This is a genomic window from Luteolibacter ambystomatis, from assembly GCF_018137965.1.
Taxonomy (GTDB): Bacteria; Verrucomicrobiota; Verrucomicrobiia; order Verrucomicrobiales; family Akkermansiaceae; genus Luteolibacter; species Luteolibacter ambystomatis.
This window is the reverse complement of the sequence record NZ_CP073100.1, coordinates 977,218-997,224: the sequence shown is the minus strand read 5'-3', so window position 1 is coordinate 997,224 and position 20,007 is coordinate 977,218. Positions and strand designations below refer to the sequence as shown.

At 61.7% G+C, this 20,007-nt stretch carries 14 protein-coding genes; 8 read left to right on the top strand and 6 right to left on the bottom strand.

Annotation, left to right across the window (positions count from 1 at the left end; all coding sequences use genetic code 11):
* Positions 1 to 158 precede the first annotated feature (158 nt).
* Together KBB96_RS03820 and KBB96_RS03815 are read right to left on the bottom strand one after the other, a co-directional pair.
* Complete coding sequence (locus tag KBB96_RS03820; protein ID WP_211632470.1) at positions 159 to 890, bottom strand: purine-nucleoside phosphorylase; 732 nt, start codon at positions 888 to 890, stop codon at positions 159 to 161.
* Positions 887 to 2,179 (bottom strand): aminopeptidase P N-terminal domain-containing protein, encoded by a 1,293-nt coding sequence (locus tag KBB96_RS03815; protein WP_211632468.1) that lies wholly within the window; start codon positions 2,177 to 2,179, stop codon positions 887 to 889. The genes KBB96_RS03820 and KBB96_RS03815 overlap by 4 nt, the downstream gene beginning before the upstream one ends.
* Before the next feature lie 164 nt (positions 2,180 to 2,343).
* Here KBB96_RS03815 and KBB96_RS03810 point away from each other — a divergent pair, with 164 nt between their 5' ends.
* Together KBB96_RS03810 and KBB96_RS03805 are read left to right on the top strand one after the other, a co-directional pair.
* The gene (locus KBB96_RS03810) at positions 2,344 to 2,913 is read left to right on the top strand and encodes a polysaccharide biosynthesis/export family protein (RefSeq protein ID WP_211632465.1); all 570 of its coding nucleotides are present in this window, start codon (positions 2,344 to 2,346) and stop codon (positions 2,911 to 2,913) included.
* A gap of 135 nt (positions 2,914 to 3,048) precedes the next feature.
* On the top strand, positions 3,049 to 4,026 hold the full coding sequence (locus KBB96_RS03805; protein ID WP_211632457.1) for an alpha/beta fold hydrolase: 978 nt from the start codon (positions 3,049 to 3,051) through the stop codon (positions 4,024 to 4,026).
* A gap of 174 nt (positions 4,027 to 4,200) precedes the next feature.
* On the opposite strand, the gene KBB96_RS03800 is transcribed toward KBB96_RS03805, so the two are convergent.
* A complete protein-coding gene (locus tag KBB96_RS03800) occupies positions 4,201 to 4,803 on the bottom strand; it encodes a hypothetical protein (RefSeq protein WP_211632456.1) in 603 nt (200 codons plus the stop codon).
* 207 nt (positions 4,804 to 5,010) lie between these two features.
* Entirely contained in the window at positions 5,011 to 6,504 is a 1,494-nt protein-coding gene (mqo, locus tag KBB96_RS03795) for a malate dehydrogenase (quinone) (protein ID WP_211632454.1), read from the bottom strand.
* Positions 6,505 to 6,645: 141 nt separating this feature from the next.
* On the opposite strand from mqo, the gene KBB96_RS03790 reads away from it, so the two are divergent.
* The 3 genes from KBB96_RS03790 (at position 6,646) to rpoD (ending at position 12,044) form a co-directional block, all read left to right on the top strand.
* Positions 6,646 to 8,106 carry a S1C family serine protease gene (locus tag KBB96_RS03790; RefSeq protein WP_211632450.1) on the top strand — a complete coding sequence of 487 codons (1,461 nt, stop codon included), beginning with the start codon at positions 6,646 to 6,648 and terminating at the stop codon, positions 8,104 to 8,106.
* A gap of 58 nt (positions 8,107 to 8,164) precedes the next feature.
* Positions 8,165 to 9,709, top strand: coding sequence for a PDZ domain-containing protein (locus tag KBB96_RS03785; RefSeq protein ID WP_211632449.1), 1,545 nt, complete (start codon positions 8,165 to 8,167; stop codon positions 9,707 to 9,709).
* Positions 9,710 to 9,938: 229 nt separating this feature from the next.
* Positions 9,939 to 12,044 carry an RNA polymerase sigma factor RpoD gene (rpoD, locus tag KBB96_RS21165; RefSeq protein WP_211632446.1) on the top strand — a complete coding sequence of 702 codons (2,106 nt, stop codon included), beginning with the start codon at positions 9,939 to 9,941 and terminating at the stop codon, positions 12,042 to 12,044.
* An 84-nt stretch (positions 12,045 to 12,128) separates the two neighbouring features.
* Here rpoD and KBB96_RS03775 read toward each other — a convergent pair whose 3' ends face one another.
* Positions 12,129 to 13,556, bottom strand: a complete 1,428-nt coding sequence (locus KBB96_RS03775) for a heparin lyase I family protein (RefSeq protein ID WP_211632443.1) — start codon at positions 13,554 to 13,556, stop codon at positions 12,129 to 12,131.
* Positions 13,557 to 14,152: 596 nt separating this feature from the next.
* Between KBB96_RS03775 and KBB96_RS03770 the strand changes: the two genes are divergently transcribed.
* Entirely contained in the window at positions 14,153 to 14,845 is a 693-nt protein-coding gene (locus tag KBB96_RS03770; RefSeq protein ID WP_211632440.1) for a hypothetical protein, read from the top strand.
* Between the two features lie 121 nt (positions 14,846 to 14,966).
* Here KBB96_RS03770 and KBB96_RS03765 read toward each other — a convergent pair whose 3' ends face one another.
* Positions 14,967 to 17,339: a hypothetical protein gene (locus KBB96_RS03765; RefSeq protein ID WP_226373639.1), complete on the bottom strand. Its 2,373-nt coding sequence runs from the start codon at positions 17,337 to 17,339 to the stop codon at positions 14,967 to 14,969.
* 429 nt (positions 17,340 to 17,768) lie between these two features.
* Between KBB96_RS03765 and KBB96_RS03760 the strand changes: the two genes are divergently transcribed.
* The gene (locus KBB96_RS03760) at positions 17,769 to 18,323 is read left to right on the top strand and encodes a sigma-70 family RNA polymerase sigma factor (RefSeq protein ID WP_211632438.1); all 555 of its coding nucleotides are present in this window, start codon (positions 17,769 to 17,771) and stop codon (positions 18,321 to 18,323) included.
* Positions 18,320 to 19,900 (top strand): LamG-like jellyroll fold domain-containing protein, encoded by a 1,581-nt coding sequence (locus KBB96_RS03755; RefSeq protein WP_211632435.1) that lies wholly within the window; start codon positions 18,320 to 18,322, stop codon positions 19,898 to 19,900. Before KBB96_RS03760 ends, KBB96_RS03755 begins: the two co-directional genes overlap by 4 nt.
* Positions 19,901 to 20,007 lie beyond the last annotated feature (107 nt).

Sequence of the window (20,007 nt, the reverse complement as noted above, 5' to 3'; positions counted from 1 at the left end):
TCTCCGCATCGTAGACGGAGTTGTGAGACTTCGGGCGGGGCGAATCCACGCATTCGCCACGATGCCACCACATTCATACCCCCATCCATGAAACCGGACGAGCGATGATGTCGGAAGGAACGGGATCGCCTTCCCTGCCCGAAGTCTTGCGACATCGGCTACAAAGAAATCACCCTCCGCAGCAGCCGCACCATCGTATCCGCAGCGGACTTTCCGGTGGCGAGCACCTCCTGGTGATCCAGCGCGGCAGGCGTGATCCCCGCAGCCCAGTTGGTGAGACACGAAAACGCCGCCACCTTCATGCCCAGCGCACGTCCCTGGATCGTCTCCAGAACCGTACTCATGCCGACCGCATCGGCACCAATCGTCCGCAGCATGCGGATCTCCGCGGGCGTTTCATACTGTGGTCCCCGTAGTCCGGCATAGACGCCCTCATGGAGCACGGTGCCGGTTTCCGATGCAGCGGCCCGGAATACCGCCCGCCACTCCGGATCGTAGGCCGTGCTCATGTCGATGAATTCCGGTCCATGGAGCGGCGAGGTGCCGGTGAGATTGAGATGATCGGAAAGCACCATCCACGAACCCGGCTCGAACGCCGGATTCAAGGTGCCCGCCGCATTGGTCAGGATCAACCGGTCCGCACCCTGCGCCGCCATCCAGCGGACACCCGCCGTCACTGCGGCCGCATCGTGTCCCTCGTAGAGGTGGACGCGGCCCTGCATGACGATCACCGGCGCGGAGCCGAGCGTCCCGATCAGGAAACGCCCGGCGTGCCCCGGCACGGATGAACCCGGCAGCTCCACGTCCGCGAAGCCGACGGCCTCCTCGACCGCCACCGCATCCGCGAGCGGGCCGAGTCCGGAACCGAGGACCAGCGCGATGCGGTTCATCGCACGTTCATCAGCGCTTCGATTTCCTCTGCCTCGATCGGGATGTTACCCATCAGGTCGAAGTTCGAATCCTTGCCAATGAGCACGTCGTTCTCCAGGCGGATGCCGAGGCCTTCCTCGCGGATGTAGATACCCGGCTCGATGGTGAAAACCATGCCTTCGGCGAACGGCTCGTTCGGCGGTGCCACGTCATGCACGTCCAATCCCATGTGATGGGAGGTGCCGTGCATGAAATACTTTTTCACCAGCGGTTTGTCCGGGCCCTGCTCCTTCGCGGCCTTCGCATCAATCAGACCGAGGCCGATGAGCTCGCCTTCCATGATCTCGATGACCTGCTTCTGGTAATCCATCGGGTTGTTGCCCGGGCGCAGGATCTCATTCGCACCGCGCAGCACGCGCAGCACCGCATCATAAACCTGGCGCTGGCGCTGGGTGAAGCGGCCGTTGACAGGGATCGTGCGGGTGAGGTCGGACGCCCAGCCGGCGTATTCCGCAGCCACGTCGAGGAGGAGCATCTCGCCATCGTTACAGACGGCGGAGTTCTCGATGTAGTGCAGCACGCAGGCATTCTTACCACTGCCGATGATCGGGCCGTAGGCGAAGCCGCGCGACTTGTTGCGGACGAATTCATGGAGCAGCTCGGCTTCCACTTCCCATTCGCCCACACCCGGCTTCACGAAGCCGAGCAGGCGGCGGAAGCCCTTCCCGGTGATGTTGCAGGCCTTCTGGATGATGTCGATTTCCACCGGGTCCTTGGTGATGCGCAGGCGGTGCATCAGCGGCGCGAGGCGCTGGTAGCTGTGCAGCGGATAACGGGCCTGGCACTGCTTGATGAAGCGGTCGTTGCGGGTCTCCACGATCACGGAGGCACGCAGATGCTCATTGGTCGGCAGGTAGATATGATCCGCCTGAGGCACCAGCGTGTGCAGCAGCGAGTCAAAGGAATGCGTCCACTCGATGCGCTCGATGCCGGTGGCGGCCTTTGCCTGCTCCTTGGTGAGCTTGTCGCCGTCCCAGATCGCGATCAACTCGCTGGTTTCCTTCACGAGAAGAATCTCGCGCTGCTTCGGGTCCTTCGCGTCCGGCATCAGCACCAGAATCGTCTCCTCCTGGTCCACGCCGGTGAGATACATCAAATCGGCGTTCTGCTTGAAGGACATCGAACCGTCCGCATTGGTCGGGTAGATGTCGTTCGAGTGGACGATCACAATGCTGTTCGGCTTCAACAGCGAGCGGAGGCGGTCACGATTGCGGACAAAAAGCTGGGGATCGATCGGTTCGTAGCGCACGGGTCCAAACTGCACCTCATCCCGCGGCCTCCGCAATGGCATTCCGCCGTTTTGTCCGAACCCGGTGTTCCGGGCACGGATTTCGGTCAAAGGCATCGCCCGGCATTAACTTTTTGACACAAAGTTAATGGACTGCTAGAGACCACAGCACCATGAAAACGCGAATGCTTCCCCTCATCGTCGGTCTGGCGCTCCCCTTTTCCATCACACTCTGCCACGCGGAACTGGCGGTCGGCGACACAGTGAAAATCACCCTCCGCGGCGTGCCTGCGGACGAGCAGCAGAAGGTCAATGGCGACTACCGGATCGGCGACAGCGGCACCATCCGCCTGCCGATGATCGACACTCCGGTGACCGCCCGGGGGTTGACCGGTGACCAACTGGCCCGCGCTGCGGAGAAGGCCTACCGCGATGCCGGAGTCTATGAAAAGCCCGCCATCGAAACGGAAGTGAAAACCGGCGTGGAGGCCACGCCTGATCAGTCCGTCGTGTATATCGGTGGGCAGGTCCGGAAGCCCGGCCCCGTTCCGTTCGCCAAAGGTATGACTCTGCTCCAAGCCCTCAAAACCGCAGGCGACCGCAATGAGTTCGGCGGCCGCAACATCGTGCTCACGCGCAAAGGCAAGGCCACCCGCCTCGATTTCCGGAAGCAGGAGGACAAGAACACCGCGATCGAACCGGGCGATGTGATCACCGTGGAACAGGCCGGAGCCTTGGAAGTCAACCGCGGATGACCGCTCTCCGACCGGCGGCTGCCGACAAATACGGCGACGGACGGCATTGTCCCCGTTGTGGCGAATCCTTCATTTCATGAGCGATCGCGCGGTTCCGCTATTGCCCTCCGGGCCGGGACCGGTGATACTTTTTGCATGATCGATATGGGCCTGCTGCGTCGCACCCAGACGTGTCTGCGGCCTGTCCTGTGCTTGGCCGGAGCCGCGCTTTTGACGCAATGTGCTCATCGTGAAACGCTCGTGGCTTACAAGGACGCGACACTGGTCGAGCGGAAGAACGAAACCTTCGGCTACCGCAAGTGGCTGGCGAAGGGCGCGCAGCCGGATGTGGTGATCATCGCCCTCCACGGCTTCGACGGTGCTTCCATCGACTACGAGAATCTCGGCAAGGATCTGCTCAAGAAGCAGCCCAATACCGCCCTCTACGCCTACGAGGTCCGCGGTCAGGGCAGCGACCCGAAGCGCGACCGCCGCGGCGACATCGATGATCCCGGCAACTGGTACCACGATCTGGACACCTTCACCGGCATTATCCGCAAGCTCCACCCCGGCGCGAAGATCGTGTGGATGGGCGAGAGCATGGGCGCGCTCATCACCGCCCACTCCTGGCAGCAGGCACCGCCCGATCACAAGCCGTGCGATGCTCTCATTTTCTCATCCCCCGTGGTGAAGATCCGCAAGGACGTGCCGCGGTGGAAGGTCGGCCTGCTCAACACCGCTGCGGAAATCGCGCCGATGGCCCGCTTCTCACTGGAGCAGCTCTCCGGCGGCCAGGACGTGCAGATGACGCACACCTCCAGCCACACCGAGCAGGCGGAAACGAATGCGTGGCATGTGGAGACGAACACGCTGCGCCTGCTTTCCACGCTCGGTCATCACATCGAGAACATGGATTCCTGTGCCACCACCTTCCGCGTGCCGGTGCTGGTACTGCACGGGAAGAAGGATTTCTTCACGGATGAAGAAGCCATCGAGAGCTTCACCGGCAGCATTCCGAAGAGCGTGCCGGTAACGACAAAGATCTATCCGGATGCGTATCACCTTCTCATGTACGATACACACAAGGATGAAGTCATCCGGGATATCGAGAAGTGGGTGGATGGGTTAAGGTGAGCTCTTCCTCCACGTAGCCGGAGTCGTGAGACTTCGGGCTGGGTGGGTTCATCTAGATCCCGCGGGTTTGGTCTGCTCTCGATCCCCGTCTGATAAACCTCTCCGGAAGCAGGTGAAAAACGGACGCCTTTGCCTATAAGCAAATCTTCCCCGCCTGAAGTCTCACGACTCCAGCTACGAAGAATCCCTTGCCCGGCGGCTGGTCTCGAGATTGTGGATCTTCCAAAACGTCGGCCAGAACGCGGTGATCTCCCTCGGGTTGAGATCCGGAAATCCTGCAACGACGGATCCGAGAAACTCCCAGTCCTGCCAACTCCCCACCAAGCTATCGCGTTGCGGATTATGGGCGATATACAGACAGATATCCTCGAAGGCATCCGGATTTCTTTCGCTCTCATCGAGCACGTGATCGTAGGCCTGCTCTTGAAGGCGAACGCCTCGCTCTTTCAACAAAGCATTCCACCGCTGTCGGAAGAACTTCGCAGCATTGAGCTGATCACATTCCTCTCCCAAACCCACCCACAGGAAATGCGCGTGATCCGGCATCAGGCAGTAAAGCGGACAGACCACATGATGCCGGGCTGAGGTGTGAACGAGCAGTTCGCGCACCTGCAGGTGCATGCGTGAATCGAGCCAACCGATAGCCCGATCTTCCATCGCCATGGTCCAGTGAACCCATGACTTGCCCTTGTACCAACCACGCGACAGACGCTTGAGATAATCCGGACGATCTTCCCTCAAGGACATATTCGCAGTTTCTCTACAAAGGCGGGCCATCACTAGCAAATAAGGTCGCGCAACCCTTCTTCGTAGTAGCTGGAGTAGTAAGACTTCAGACGGGGCGGACTTCCATCCACCCCACGATATCCATTGTTCACCCGCCTCCTGCCTTTGCCAATGCGGAAGCTACCCATAGACTGAAATCCTCTGCAAAAGCGCAAATCTCCCCAGCCTGAAGTCTTACGACTCCAGCTACCGGAGAAATCACACCTTCAACCCCAGCACCTCCGCGGTCCACGCGCGGGTCTGGCGGTAGAGCTCCGGATTCCCGGCCATGGATTCACCGTAGGCCGGGATCAGCGCCTTCAGCTTGTCCGTCCACTCCTGCGACTTCATCTCCTCCGGGAAGCACTTGCCGATGAGCTGGAGCATGATGCCCACCGCGGTGGAGGCTCCGGGTGAAGCACCCAGCAGCGCGGCGATGGAACCGTCCTCTGCGGACACCACCTCGGTGCCGAACTGGAGGATGCCGCCCTTCTTCTTGTCCTTCTTGATGATCTGCACGCGCTGGCCGGCATACGCGAGATGCCAGTCCTCCATCTTCGCATCCGGCACGAATTCCTTGAGCGCCTCAAGACGCTCTTCGGGCGACTGGATCACCTGGCCGATGAGATACTTGGTGAGATCGAAGTTCGCGAGACCGGCGGCCACCATCGGGATGAAATTGTCCGGGCGGAACGACATCGGCAGGTCGAGCAACGAACCGCTCTTGAGATACTTCGTCGTGAATCCGGCATACGGCCCGAACAGCAGCGAGCGTTTGCCGTTGATGATGCGGGTATCGAGGTGCGGCACGGACATCGGCGGTGCGCCGACGGAGGCCTTGCCATAGACCTTGGCAAAGTGGCGGTCCACCAGCTCCGGATTGTCGCAGCGCAGCCACTGGCCGCTGACCGGGAAGCCGCCGAAGCCCTTCCCTTCCGGAATGCCGGACATCTGCAGGAGCGGCAGCGCGCCACCACCCGCACCGAGGAAGACAAATTTGGTGCGCAACGAGTAGCGCGGCGCGAAATCCGGCTCCGCCTCCACGGTCCAGTCGTCCCCGCTGCGATAGACGTTCGCCACCTGATGACCGGTATGAACCGTCACACCGGGCAGCTTCTTGAGGTGCTCGATCATCGCCTTGGTCAACGCGCCGAAGTCGACGTCGGTGCCGGACTCCACGCGGGTCGCCGCCACCGGCTCCTTGGGATCGCGGTCCTGCATGATCAGCGGCATCCATTCCGCCATCGTCGCCGGGTCCTCGGTGAACTCCATCTCACGGAAGAACGGATGGTCCTTCAGCGCCTCATGGCGCTTGCGCAGGTACTCCACGTTCTTCCTGCCGTGGACGAAGCTCAGGTGCGGCACGCGGGTCAGGAATCCGCCCGCCCGGCCGAGGGTGCCGCGCTGGACCAGCGAGGCCCAGAGTTGCTTGGAAAGCTCGAAGGACTCGTTGATCTGGATCGCCTTCGAGACGTCGATCGAGCCGTCCTTTTTCTCCGGCGTGTAGTTCAGCTCGCAGAGCGCGGCGTGGCCGGTGCCGGCGTTGTTCCAGGCGCTGGAGCTTTCCTGGGCCACCTCACTGAGGCCTTCGAGGATCACGAGGGTCATGTCCGGCCGGAGTTCTTTGAGCAGAACACCCAGCGTGGCGCTCATGATTCCCGCTCCTACCAAAACCGCGTCTGGACTCTCGTTGACCTTCTTCTTGCTGCTCATGACTGTTGCCGTTCCGGCGCCAGCGTGAGCCCGTATCCGCGGCATGGGAAGGCTAAACCCGCGCCCCGGGCTTCCTGAGAAAGCACCGTCCCGCCGTTTCCTCCCTTGCGGGAACCGGTTTTCCCCCTAGCCTTGCCGGTCATGCGGTCTTGGTTACTCGCGCTCGCCCTCACCCTGCCCCTCGCTTCCGCCCAGGAATCCCCATCCGCCCCATCCGGCATATACAAGTCGGTCGTGCGGATCGAGGTGGCCTCACAAATCCCCGACTACTCCACGCCTTGGAATTCCGGTCGCTTCAGCGGCGGCATCGGTTCCGGCTTCATCATCGGGAAAAACAAGATCCTCACCAACGCCCACGTCATCTCGAACTCGCGCCGGATCCTGCTGAACATCTACGGCAGCCCGAAGAAATACGCGGCCAAGGTCGAGTTCGTGGCCCACGATTGCGACCTCGCACTGCTGTCCGTGGAGGATTTCTCGGATTTCGAAAAACTGCCGGTGTTCTCCATCGGTGACGTGCCCGCGCTGGAGTCGCAGGTCCGCGTGATCGGCTACCCCATCGGCGGCGAGCGTCTCTCCGTCACCCGCGGCGTGGTTTCGCGCATCGACTTCAGCACCTACTCCCACTCACAGGCGGACTCGCACCTGATCGTCCAAATCGATGCGGCCATCAATCCCGGCAACTCCGGTGGTCCGGTGGTGCAGGATGGCAAGGTCGTCGGCGTGGCTTTCCAAGGTCTCCGCCAGGCGGACAACACCGGCTACATCATCCCCACTCCCGTCATCAAACGCTTCCTCAAGGACATCGAGGACGGCCGCTACGACTCCTATGCCGATCTCGGCGTGGCGGATTTCCCGCTGTTCAACCCCGCCATGCGCAAAGCCTTCAATCTGCCGGACGATGGCAATGGCGTGCTCGTCTCCACCGTCACGCCCACCGGCTCCTGTGATGGCGTGCTGAAGTCCGGCGACATCCTGCTGGCCATCGATGGCAAGGAAGTCGACAGCGCCGGCATGGTCACCATCGATGGCGAAGAGGTGAACATGAACGAAGTCGTCGAGCGCAAGTTCTCCGGAGATAAGGTCGCCCTGCGCTACCTCCGCGATGGCAAACCGAACGACGTGGAGATCACCCTCAAGCCGCTGCCACAGGCCCGCATGTATGCCGTGCAGTATGAGAAGAAGCCTCGCTACATCGTCTTCGCCGGTCTCGTCTTCCAACCGCTGGACACCAACCTGCTGCGCTCGACCAAGCTGGATGACATCAACGTCCGACGCCTATTCGCCGACTACGTGCCGAAGGGCGGCTTCCAGAAGCGCGATGACATCGTCGTGCTCACCCGCATCGAGAGCGATCCTCTCACCAGCCAGATGGACGAGTTCACGGGCTTCGCCGTGGACAAAATCAACGGCGTGGAGGTGAAGAGCCTCAAGCACGCCAACGAATTGCTGAACCCCGAACAAAAGCCGGAGTTCTTCGTCATCGATCTCTTCGGCTCGGATCGCCCCGTGGTGATTCCCTCCGCGGAAATCGAGGCCGCCAACAAACGCATCCAGCTCGGCTACGGCATCAAGCGCCTGTCCCGCCTCGATGAAGAATAAGATGAGCTCGAGGCAGCATCCCCTTTCCATCCTTCACCCGCTTTCGCTTCCGTTTTCCATGAAACGCTCCGCCCTTCTCCTGCTTTCGCTGGCTCTCACCGCCTGCGATTCGAAACAGGTGACCGCCGTCGCCGCCGCGGAATCCAAGCCGCCCGCAGCGGTGGCCGTGCCGACAGCTCCGGTCGAACCCGCACCCGAGCTGAAGCAGTCCGTGGTCCGCATCAACTCCACCCAGCAGGGCTGGAGCGCCGGCCAGCCATGGGACAAGAACCCACCCGGCCGCCGCCGCGCTCTCGGACCCATCGTTGCCAAGGGCCAGGTCCTCACCACCAGCGAACTGGTGGCGGACGCGACCTATCTGGAGTTCGAGTCCACCGATGGCACCCGGTTGGTTCCCGCCAAGGTGGTGGCGGTCGACTACGAGGCCAATCTCGCCCTGCTCGCGCCGGAGGATGAATCGAAGTCCGAGGAGTTTTTCAAAGGCACACGCCCGCTCCACATCGGGGATGCGCCGCGGATCGGCGATTCTCTGGACATTCTCCAGGTTGAGGAAAGCGGCATGCCGCTGATCACACCCGGCATGCTCCAGGGAGTGGACATCATCTCGAATTTCCTGGAGGGACAGTTCTTTCTGACGTTCCAGGTGAAGGCCTCGATGCAGAGCGCGGCCAGCAGCTTTTCCCTGCCGGTCCTCCGCCACGGCGAACTGACGGGCCTGCTCGCCAGTTACAATTCGAAGGACCAGCTCAGTGATGTGATCTCCACGAGCATCCTCACCCGTTTCCTCAAGTCCGCCGGCAGTGGCAAATACGCCGGCTTCCCCAGCCTCGGCATCAACACCGCCCGCACGGAAGATCCATCGTTCCGCAAGTGGCTCCAGATCCCGGACGACCAGGGCGGCCTCTACATCACCTCTGTCCGCAAGGACAGCTCGGCGGCCACCGCAGGGATCAAGAAAGGCGACGTGCTGCTGGCCGTGGAGGATCACAAGATCGACCGCCGCGGCTACTACGAACACCCGGTGTACGGCAGCCTCTTCTGGAGCCATCTCGTTCGTGGTGAAAAGAATACCGGGGACGTGGTGAAGCTCTCGCTGCTGCGCGAGGGCAAGCCGCTCCACCTCGATGTCACCCTGAACCTGTCCGATGATACGAAGCGCCTCGTACCAGCCTACACCTTCGGCAAGGCTCCGCAGTATCTCGTCAAGGGCGGCCTCATTTTCCAGGAGCTCACCAAGCCCCTGCTGGAGTCCTTCGGCGAGGATTGGCACTCCCGCGCGCCACTCAACCTGCTGGACGCCTACGAAAACCCGGAGAAATACGAAAACAAGGCCGATCACATCGTCTTTCTCAGCGGCGTCATCGCCACCCCGGCCACCATTGGCTACGAGCCGCTCCGCAATCTCATCGTCCGCAAGGTGAACGGGAAGGACATCCGGGACATGAAGTCGCTGGTGGAAGCCTTCAAGGGCAACAAGGGCGGCCTCCACTCGATCGAATTCGACGAGGAAAACTTCACCGTTTACCTGGATGAGGCGGCCTCCACCGCCGTGGACGAGCAACTCGTGCAGCGGGGTATTCCGCAGCTTTCCCGGGTTGAGTAAGCAACCGGTTTCCAGTTCCGGTGTTTATTCAAAAATCCACATGGTTCCGGCACCGAAAGAGCTTCCACCAGATGCCCGAAAGGTTCTATGAAACAAAACCTTGACGGGTTGAGGTTGCGACGCATCATTCGCGCCCGCAGCGGGTACCCCCTGTTGTGCTATAATAGTCGGATTGTGCCCTGATTTCCCGTCCTAACGGTCCATTTTCCCAGCCTTCCAGCCTTCCACCATGGCGAAAAAGACAGCCCCGTCCAAGAAGCCCGCAGCGAAAGCCAAAGCGCCGGCGCCCGCGAAGTCGAAACCCGCGGCCAAGAAGCCTGCCCCGAAAGCCCCCGCCAAGCCCGCTCCGAAGGCGGCCCCGAAGGCCCCGGCCAAACCGGCACCCAAGGCGGCTCCGAAAGCCGCGCCAAAGGCTCCCGCGAAGCCCGCCCCGAAAGCCGCTCCCAAGGCTCCGGCCAAACCGGCACCCAAGGCGGCTCCGAAAGCCAAGGCTGCTCCCGCGAAGGCCCCCACCAAGGAAGTGAAGAAGCCCGCTCCGGCGAAGGCTCCCTCCAAGCCCGAGCCGAAGGCCGCTGCCAAAGCCCCGGCCAAACCGGAGCCGAAAGCCGCCGCCAAACCCGTTTCCAAGTCCTCCGCCAAGCCGGAATCGAAGGCCACCAAGGGCGCCGCCGACGCACCCGCCGCCGAGAAGCCGGTCTCCACGCAGTCCGAGAGCTCCAAGCGCCGCATCGACACTCCCGAGATCCAGGAAAAGATCCGCGAGCTCATCAAGCTGGCCAAGGAGCAGGAATACCTCACCTACGATGACATCAACGAAATCCTCCCGAACGACCTCGTCGATCCGGAGGATGTGGAGGCGATCATGGAGCGTCTCCGCAACATGGAGTTCGATATCATCGACGCCTCCGAGGTCGACCGCTACAAGGACAAGAAGCGCGATGACAGCGACAACGACGAGGAGGATGTAAAGGCCGACCAGAAGCTGGACATCCTCGATGACCCGGTCCGCATGTATCTCAAGCAGATGGGCCAGGTCCCGCTGCTGACCCGCGAGCAGGAAGTTGAAATCTCCAAGCGCATCGAAGACGCCGAAATTGAAGTCGCCAAGCAGCTCCACCTCTTCGGCTTCACCGCCGAGTGCTACCTGGAACTCGCCGACAAACTCAACAAGGGCAAGGAACGCTTCGACCGCGTGATCCTCGACAAGAAGATCGAGTCCCGCGAGCGCTACATGAAGATCCTGCCGAAGCAGTGCGACCAGCTCAAGCAGCTCCATGAGGAGAACGACGAGATCTTCCGCCAGCTCTCCGCCAAGAACCCGCGCGGCAAGAAGAAGCTGGACGATGATTTCGCCAAGAACCTCCAAACGCTCCACCGCCTCTACACCCGCTTCTACTTCAAGCAGAAGGTCACCGAGGACTTCTGCGAGCTTGTGGAGGAATACCAGCAGCTCTTCTGGAAGTACAACCGCAAGCTCCAGGTCGATCCGGAGGACAAGGAATTCCAGACCAAGCTCCGCGAGCTCCAGCAGAAGGTGTGGCACACCGCCGAGGACTTCGATGAGACCAACAAGCGCCTCCGCCACTGGCTGAAGGAAGCGCTCAAGGCGAAGACCGAGATGGTCGAGGCCAACCTGCGACTCGTCATTTCCATCGCGAAGAAATACACCAACCGCGGCCTCTCCTTCCTCGACCTGATCCAGGAAGGCAACATGGGCCTCATGAAAGCGGTGGAGAAATTCGAATACCGCCGCGGCTACAAGTTCTCGACCTACGCCACCTGGTGGATCCGCCAAGCCATCACCCGCTCCATCGCGGACCAGGCCCGCACGATCCGCATCCCGGTCCACATGATCGAGACGATCAACAAGCTGATGCGCGTGCAAAAGCAGTTGGTCCAGGAATACGGCCGCGAGCCTTCCCCGGAGGAAATCGCCGAGGAAATCCACCTTCCCGTCGAGCGTGTCCGCGCCGTGCTCAAGATGGCCCAGCAGCCGATCTCGCTGCAGGCCCCCGTCGGTGACTCGGACGACACCTCCTTCGGTGACTTCATCGAGGACAAGACCGCCGACAACCCGATGGAGGAAGCCGGCTTCTCGATGCTCAAGGAGAAGATCAAGGACGTCCTCGACACCCTCACCGAGCGCGAGCGCGAAGTGCTCGAGCAGCGCTTCGGCCTCAAGGACGGCTACAGCCGCACGCTTGAGGAAGTGGGCCGCCAGTTCCAGGTCACCCGCGAGCGTATCCGCCAGATCGAGGCCAAGGCCCTCCGCAAAATGCGCCACCCCACCCGTATCCGGAAGCTCGAAGGATTCATCGAGCTGCCGGGAGCGTAAGCCAGGCTCCCCTTTCAAAGCCCGCCGGAAACGGCGGGCTTGTTTGTCTCCTCGTATTTGATCCGGGCATGTGTGCCCTGGCCCTCACGGCACCACGGAGACGTTGTCGAAGGTCGCCTCAGCCGTCACATTCGCATTGCGGCTGGTGGAAACCAGGCCGATGGAGATTTCACCCGCCATCGCAACCGTGTGTGTGGAGATCGTGGACCATGTCGTGCCATTCGTGCTCTTATAGGCCGTCAGCGTGTCCCCGACGCGCGTGATCCGGACCCATACCGGCGTCGCATCCGTTCCCACAACGGTCGTGGACACGGAGCCTCCGGTGCTGCCGCGCCACTTGGAATGCATGGTTCCTGCCGTGTTGCGACCGCAGAAATAGTACTTCGATCCCGTAGCGGAGGTTTCCCTCACCATCACCCCCGCCAGCGGGTTGCCATTGGTGCCCATGTTCACCAGCCGGGCTTTGATCTCGCCATCCCCGCTGAGTGTCTGGGAGGCGAAAAAGAAACCATCGCTGGTCGAATCCAATCCGCTGCCCGATCCGCTGAGGATGTAGGTGCCGCTGCTCTCCCTCCCGAATCCCCCCAACGTCGGAGAGCCAATGTCCTTGCCACTCCAACCCGGAGGCAGCACGAGGGAGGGATCCGCTTCCACAAAGGTCTTACCGACCTTGAGATTGTCATGATAGATCACCCGCTTGGTGCTCGCGGTTGGCGAAGACCAGTTGGCCTTGTACATGCCCCACTTCCAATAGCAGTCCCTGTCCATGGACAGGGTGGGCCCAACCCACTCCATGCACTTGATATAGGTGGTGTCGGTCGCCTTCTTGTAATAAAGCCGCATTTCCCCGCTACCCATGTAGGACGGGAGGTGTTCGAACACGAAGTCGTACCAGATCCCCCGCTGGTAGGGCGCGATATTCGTCCGGCGGCGGATGCCATCGTGATTCTCCGTCCAGCACTTGAACATGCCGTCATCGGTCAGGAGTTGGAACAGGGCATCTCCCCCGGGATGCTTCTGCTGCATGATCACCTCGCTGGTATTGTCGAACTCGTAGTTGCCGGGCTGGGGGTCCAACAGAACGGAGAAGCCATAGAAGCGCCGCACCCCTCGCTGGATGATGGAGGTCCAGCTCCCGGTGCTGCTCGGCATCCCATGCTGGTTGCACTCGGAGCGGATGCCCACATCGGTCGTGGTTTCCCCATAGTTCAATTCGCTCCTCAGGGACCAGGAGCCCGAACGGGCGTAGTTCTGGCTCGCCGTCGTGCTTTCGGGCCTCGGCTCCTTCACTCCGACGTACGGGTTGTTATCCGTTTGGTGGCCGGATTCATATCCGACGAAGGACTCGGTCTGCGCCATCACGCCGGACATTGACAGGCCCAGGACAAGGAGTGACCGCATGATGGTGGAAAGCGGGATTCCCGCAGGCATCGACACCGATGCCCACAGACCCGGCACGGTACGACCTCCATCCATCACCCCGATTTCCATGGATTTGGTTTTAGCAATCATCACATGTTCGCTAGCACGAACATTCAAAACGATCCCACATTCAACCTGAGCACATCGGTTGAATCGTTAACTTCTTGTGCCTTCCCTTCAACCAAACCCCGGGACCAATGGCGCCTTGACTTGAAATCGCGATTCCGATCAGGACCGCCGCCTTGACAATCGGCCTCGCGAAAAGTCAACGGCTAAACCACAAACACATATGCCCAACTCGCCTGACTGCGACACGGTGCGGTATCCGGTTGGAGACGATACAAAAACCCTGCTTGATCGTGTGCTCCACTAAAGCTTCACCCCTTCCGCTGCGGACCCGTCGTGCCATGAGGAACCGGAGACATCTCTTCTCCGCCCTGGGTCTTCTCAGCTTGGCCACCGCTTCAATAGCCGTTCTCAAGGCCCGGCGGACCATTCCAGCCACATCATCTGCTGATCCACCCGGAACGGGTGCGCCCCACCCCTCCAAGGCTGTCGGGAAACCCCGCCCGGAGAGCCGTTTGGATCGCCGGAAGAAGGAAGCTGTACTGGCAGCCCTGCAAGTATTGGACCTGCAGAAGCAGATGGACGCATCGCCGGAACTCCTCCGATCAAGAGGCGAGGAAATGGCGATGCTTGCCGCCAAATGGGCGCATCTCGACCCCGCCGCCGCCATGTCCTGGGCTTCCGCCCTCGAAGGAGAAACCAAGGAAGCGATTCTCCCGACGATGGCGATGGAACTGGCGGCCCGTGCTCCCGGCCCGGCCATGGAGGTGGCCTTGATGCTGGATGGAGGACAAACACGCCGCGATGTTTTGTCATTCGTCTCGGCACAGTGGGCCGGAGCATATCCCAAGGAAGGATTGCAATGGCTGCGCGACCTGACCGATCCGGAGTTGAGGGCAACTGTCGAGCATCGCATGATGATGGCCGTGGCATCGGATCATCCTTCGGATGCGGCGAACTACGTGATGGAGATGCAGGCCCCCGAAGCGCGCCTGGAGAGCATGCCGGGGATCATCCAGCGCTGGGTTCAAATCGAGCCGGAAGCGGCAGCCGACTGGGTGCGGGGTGTTTCCGACGCCAACCTGCGGACGGCAAGTCTTCAGCCCATGCTGCGGGTTTGGGCCCAGGCGGCGCCGGCTGAACTCCGGAACTGGTGGTCGCGGCAGCCGGAGGGAACCTTCCGCAACGAGGTCGCATCCTCAATGGCATCCATCATGGCCGCCACGAACCCTTCGAGCGCGCTCTCATACGCGGAGGGGATCAGTGATCCCCAGCTCAAAGCGGTTGCGCTACAAAATCTCTCGGAGCCTTAGAGCATGTGCCGGAATTCCGTCCTGCTCCGTGGAAGGGTGGAGAGGGTGCGCCTATGAACGATCGGGCACCCCCTCAACCACGGTCCACCACCTTCTCCCGGGCTGGCAAAAAAACCACCTCTCAACGGTAATCCAACTGCGCCGTCGCGACGTTGTCGCTTTCGCTGACAAAACGGATCCAATAGGCTTGGAATGCCTCCGGGAAATCGTGCTGGAACCTGCCGTCCACCTTGAATGTCAGGTAATCCACCCAGTTCCCCGTGCCAGTGAGATCCACTTGCGCACGCACCGTCGCCGGAGTCTTCGTGGAAACCACGAACGTCTTCTTGTCGAAGCCCGTCATGAGATACGGATCGGATGGCACGCCCGCCTTCACATTGGTATCCTTCCACGGACCACCCTTGCCGCGGGGCTTGCCGAGCTTCCACACGTCGTCGATCGCACCGGTCCACAGCGCGGCCTTGCCATCATCGGAGCGGATGATGTGCGGATTGTCCATGCCCTGTCCACCAGCCACACCGGACATGATGAACATGCCACGATAGGAGCAGTAATCGTGGATGCGAAGGTTGTGCGTGGCGACCGCGCGCGCCTTGGCGAAGCCACCGGCATTGTTCGCGGGCTGTTCATAGAAGATACCGCCGGCATTGAAAAGATTGCGCTCCGTGGAGACCTCGCGGCACACGCGGGCATCGCCCAACGGCCCGACCTGATCGAAGGACGGATCACCCTTTGGCAAACGCCAGCGCGCGCCCTTCTCATCCACATACAAAACCGAGGCGGCATCGACTTCGACCGCGCCGGTCGGAATCGCAGTCTGCTTCTTCGCATGGTCCCAGCGCGCCGCATCGTCCACGCGCTTGAGCTTCAATTCCCCGTCCAGCTCATAGTAACCCACATCCCCTTGCGGTGAAACGGCGGCCAGGGAAAGCGTGCGGGCATTGTCGGCACGAGCACGCACCACGCCACCGGTCACGTTCACTTCGGAAGGCTTCGCCAGTCCGCCGAAAATCTCATCGCCCAGGTCCTTGCGGGTGTCCTCATTCGCGTATTGGAAGAATGCGGTCACCTTCGCCAGATCGCTGTCGGAGGTCAGGCGCAGCCAGGTGCCTTCCAGCTTCGAGAGATCGAGCCACTGGTAGGGCTTGTCCGCCTTGATCTTCATCACGGACTTCCATTGGCCGTTGCCCGCGGCATCCACTTCCACGTTGATGATGGGAATCAAGCCCGGCTTGCCCGCATCGATGGACAGGTGCAGACCGCGCTTGTCATAACCGGAGAGCAGATACGGATCGGACGGAGCGTTGCGCTTCACCGGTTCGTTCATCCACACCGCGCCACGACCGATCACGGGGCCGATGTCCGCGAGCTTCTCCGGATCGACAAACCATAGGTTCGACTGCGATTGCGGCGCGGCGATCACGCCCTTCGCCTTGTTCTTGTTCAGGAACTCCGCCTTGGCCGTGTCATCGCAACCGAAGACCACCTTGTCCTTCCAGCGTGCGAAGTCGCCGATCACCTTGAGGTAGTTCGACAGTGGCTTGATGCCCGCGGAGTGCGTGGAATCGAACGTCGCCGGGAAATTCCAGAACGTCCCGTGCATCGTCATCAGGAAATCCTTCCCGCCGATCTCGCGGATACGCGGCCACTCGGTATTCCAACCGTGCGCGCCATCGTAGGAATGCGAACCCTTCGGCAGGCGGTAGGACGTCCACTTGCCGTGATCGAGGCACATGAAGATCAGCGAGCGATAGTCCCAGCCGATCGTCCACACCGGATCCTTCGCCGGATCGGGATTGCCCGTGATTCCGCCGGGACCGGTGACATCCGTGAACTGGTTGCGGCGGATCACCGTCCACTTGTCCGCCTTGCCATCCCACTCGGCCAGCGCACCGGAGGGAGCCGCCGGATTCACCGTGGCCTCGGCGGCGTGGTCGCCGTTGTTCGCGTAAATGAGGCGCCCCTGGCCGGAGTAGAGGCCCTTGCCGTGATAGCCGGGAAGGTTGGCATGGCGCCCGCCCTTCTGTTGCTCATCGCGCCACAGTTCCGTCACCACGAGGCTGCGGACATCCACCTCATAGATGCCCTCCTCCATGGTGGCGTAGTAGATCTTGTTCGCCGGATCGGTGAGGTGGCGGGCATTCCCGGTCATGCGGCCGTACATGTCCTTGAACGGAATCACCCGCACGTTGCGCTGCGCATCGATGGCGTACGACCCGATGAAAAGCTGATTGCTCTCCTTGTGGATCATCCGGTTCGCCGGAGTGCCGCCGATGCTTTCCGGATGCACGATCTGTTCGAGATCCGGCGTGATTTCATAGAGCTTGTCGGACGAGCCCTTCGGCGCGTGCGGCGCGTAGGTGATCACCCACAGGCGGTCCGCCCAGGGCACCACGGCTCCGGTGCCGCACTCGCCCTCGTTGTTGAAACAAGCCAGTCCCGGATAAATCCCGGAGACATTCACCGGCTCCGCCTGGAGCACTCCCGCGAGCATGAGTCCAAGGGCAGGATGACGTAAATTGCGTAAGAACATGATGGAAATGCCGACGGTCCGGCACTGGGAGGTGTGGCGGGTCCATCATCATGACACCAAAAAGCGTCGATTCAGGGAAAATATTTCCTCTCACGACACTCACCCGGTACGCAATATGGCCGGGCGTTACCGCCCGGCCACACTCATTGCATTGCATGTACCCAGAAGAAATCTTCGAAGCCGGACACCCGCACCGGGGTGTTGCTTCGGAGGAAACATGAGCGAAATATCCCGAATCGGGTATGCCAAAAGCGCCGCGATTATTGGCATTTTCGGCACTCCGGCGTCACTCTCTCCAACCAACACCGGCCATCCGTTCGCTTCCCTTCTCGCGCGGGTGATTTTTTCCGTGTTACTCTCGGCCCCACCCGACACTTCCCGATAGGAACCATGTCGCAGGAACCCCACCCCACCGCCTTGGATCGCAGCCGCGAAGGTGATCTTGATGCCTTCGGCGAACTGGTGCGCCAGCATGAGGGCTGGGTGCGCGGCTACCTGCGGACGCGCATCCGCGACTGGGCGGCGGCGGATGATCTCGCTCAGGATGTGTTCGTTACCGCCTTCCGCCGGATCCGCGATTATCGCGGCGAGGCCCCCTTCGAGGCTTGGTTGCGTGGCATCGCGATGAACCACATGCGGAACTTCATCCGCAAGCGCCGCGAGGACTGCATCGGCGGTAGCGAGGAACTCCAGGCGCTCATGGACGCCGACTCACACGCAGTGGAAAGCAGCGGCCCCGCTCTCGATGCCCTGCGCGAATGCCTTCACCGCATCGATGGTCCGGCCCGCGAGCTGCTGGACGGTCGCTACGTGCAGGGCAAGAGCGTCCGTGAACTGGCGGATGAGGCAGGGCGCGGCTATTCCGCGCTCACCATGCAGCTCCACCGCATGCGCGAGGCGCTGGCGGACTGCGTGAAAAAGAAACTGGAGCTTTCAGGCATATGAATGAGCACGAGGACATCATCGCCCGCATGATCGAGGGCGACGCCAGCCCGGAGGAAATCGCCCGCCTCACCGACGCCGCGCGCATCGATCCCGCTCTGCGCGCACGGATGGCGGAAGCGACAGCCCTTCACGGCATGCTAGGCATCGTGATGGAGGACGAGTTCTCGCGGGAGCGCCGCCTGCAAAACATCCTCAAGGCCGTGAAGGCCACGGAGCAGGACCATTTCGTGGAAGCGGTGCAGGACAAGGTCCGCGAGGGCAATCGGTTCCGGCGTATCCGCCGTGGCATCGCGATCGCCGCGGCGGTCGCCCTCTGCCTCACCGGCTGGATGTTCCTCGCGGGCAAACACCGTGCCGTCGCCACCGTGGCCCGCGTGGAAACCGTCACCTGGGGCAAAAGCGTGGAATTCGACGCCGGCAGCCACCTCAAATCCGGCCAGCATCTGTCCTTCGACTCCGGCCTCGTCGAGCTCCAGATCGGCAAGCGCGGCAAGATGATCGTGGAAGGTCCGGCCGATCTCGAATTCGCTGCTGCCGACAAATCGATCCTCCACCGGGGACGTGTGGTCATGCGTGTCACACCCGCGGGACACGGCTATCGCATGGAAACACCGGGCGGAGCGGTGGTCGATCTCGGCACCGAGTTCGCCGTTTCCGTGGGCGACAAGGGTGACACCGAAACCCACGTGTTGGAGGGCGAGGTGGAAGCCTTCCCCAATGGCGGAGGCAAGGTGCTGCTCACACGTGACAAGGCACTGCGTTTCGCCCATGGCGGCGAGAGCATCCCCGCGGATCTCGGCGAGTTCTACACCGCCATGCCGCCCACCCACAGCAAGACCGTGAATCAGGTCCACTGGCCGCTGGATACCATTACCGACGCCACTACTCCTGCGGTCAGCGATGGCATGCCGCCGGGGCCGAAAGACTTCCGCCTGCTGTCGCGCGGCAGCTTCCCCCCACCCTATGGCAGCGAAGGTGTCTTCGGACGGGCGCTGCGTTTCGATGGCAACCAAGCCTATGCGGAAAGCGATTTCCGTGGCATCGGCGGCGCCGCTCCCCGCACCGTGTCCTTCTGGGTGAAGGTGCCAAAGGACTTCAATCCCAAGGAAGGCTTCGCCATCGTCTCATGGGGGAATTTCGTTCCCGATCATCCCGGCGGCGTCTGGCAGATCGCCGTCAATCCGCTGGTGGAAGACGGCCCCATCGGCCGCATCCGCGTGGGCACCCATCAGGGCCAGATCGTTGGCACCCGCGACCTGCGCGATGACAACTGGCATCACGTCGCTGCGGTCCTCTACGGCGGCTCGCAGCCGAACGTGGGCACCCACGTGCTGGTCTATCTGGATGGCAAGCTGGAGCCGATCTCCCGCCGGGCCCTGCGCGAGATCAGCACCGACATCGACACCGCCACCCACGGCGTCTGGCTCGGCCGGGACATCACCAACAACGCCAAATCGCTCGCCCAGGACAAGCGCCGCTTCTTCCGCGGCGACATCGATGAAGTCTATATCTTCGATGCCGCCTTGTCCCAGTCCGACATCCTCAGGCTGAAGGACGGGAACGTGGCCCCGGAGTGATTCTCTGCGTACGTAGTTCCTCCTTCAGGAGGGCGGGGAAAACATCGCCTTCCATTCCAAGCTACCAGACCTTTACAGCCGGAGGCGTTCCGGTCTTGCCACATTTG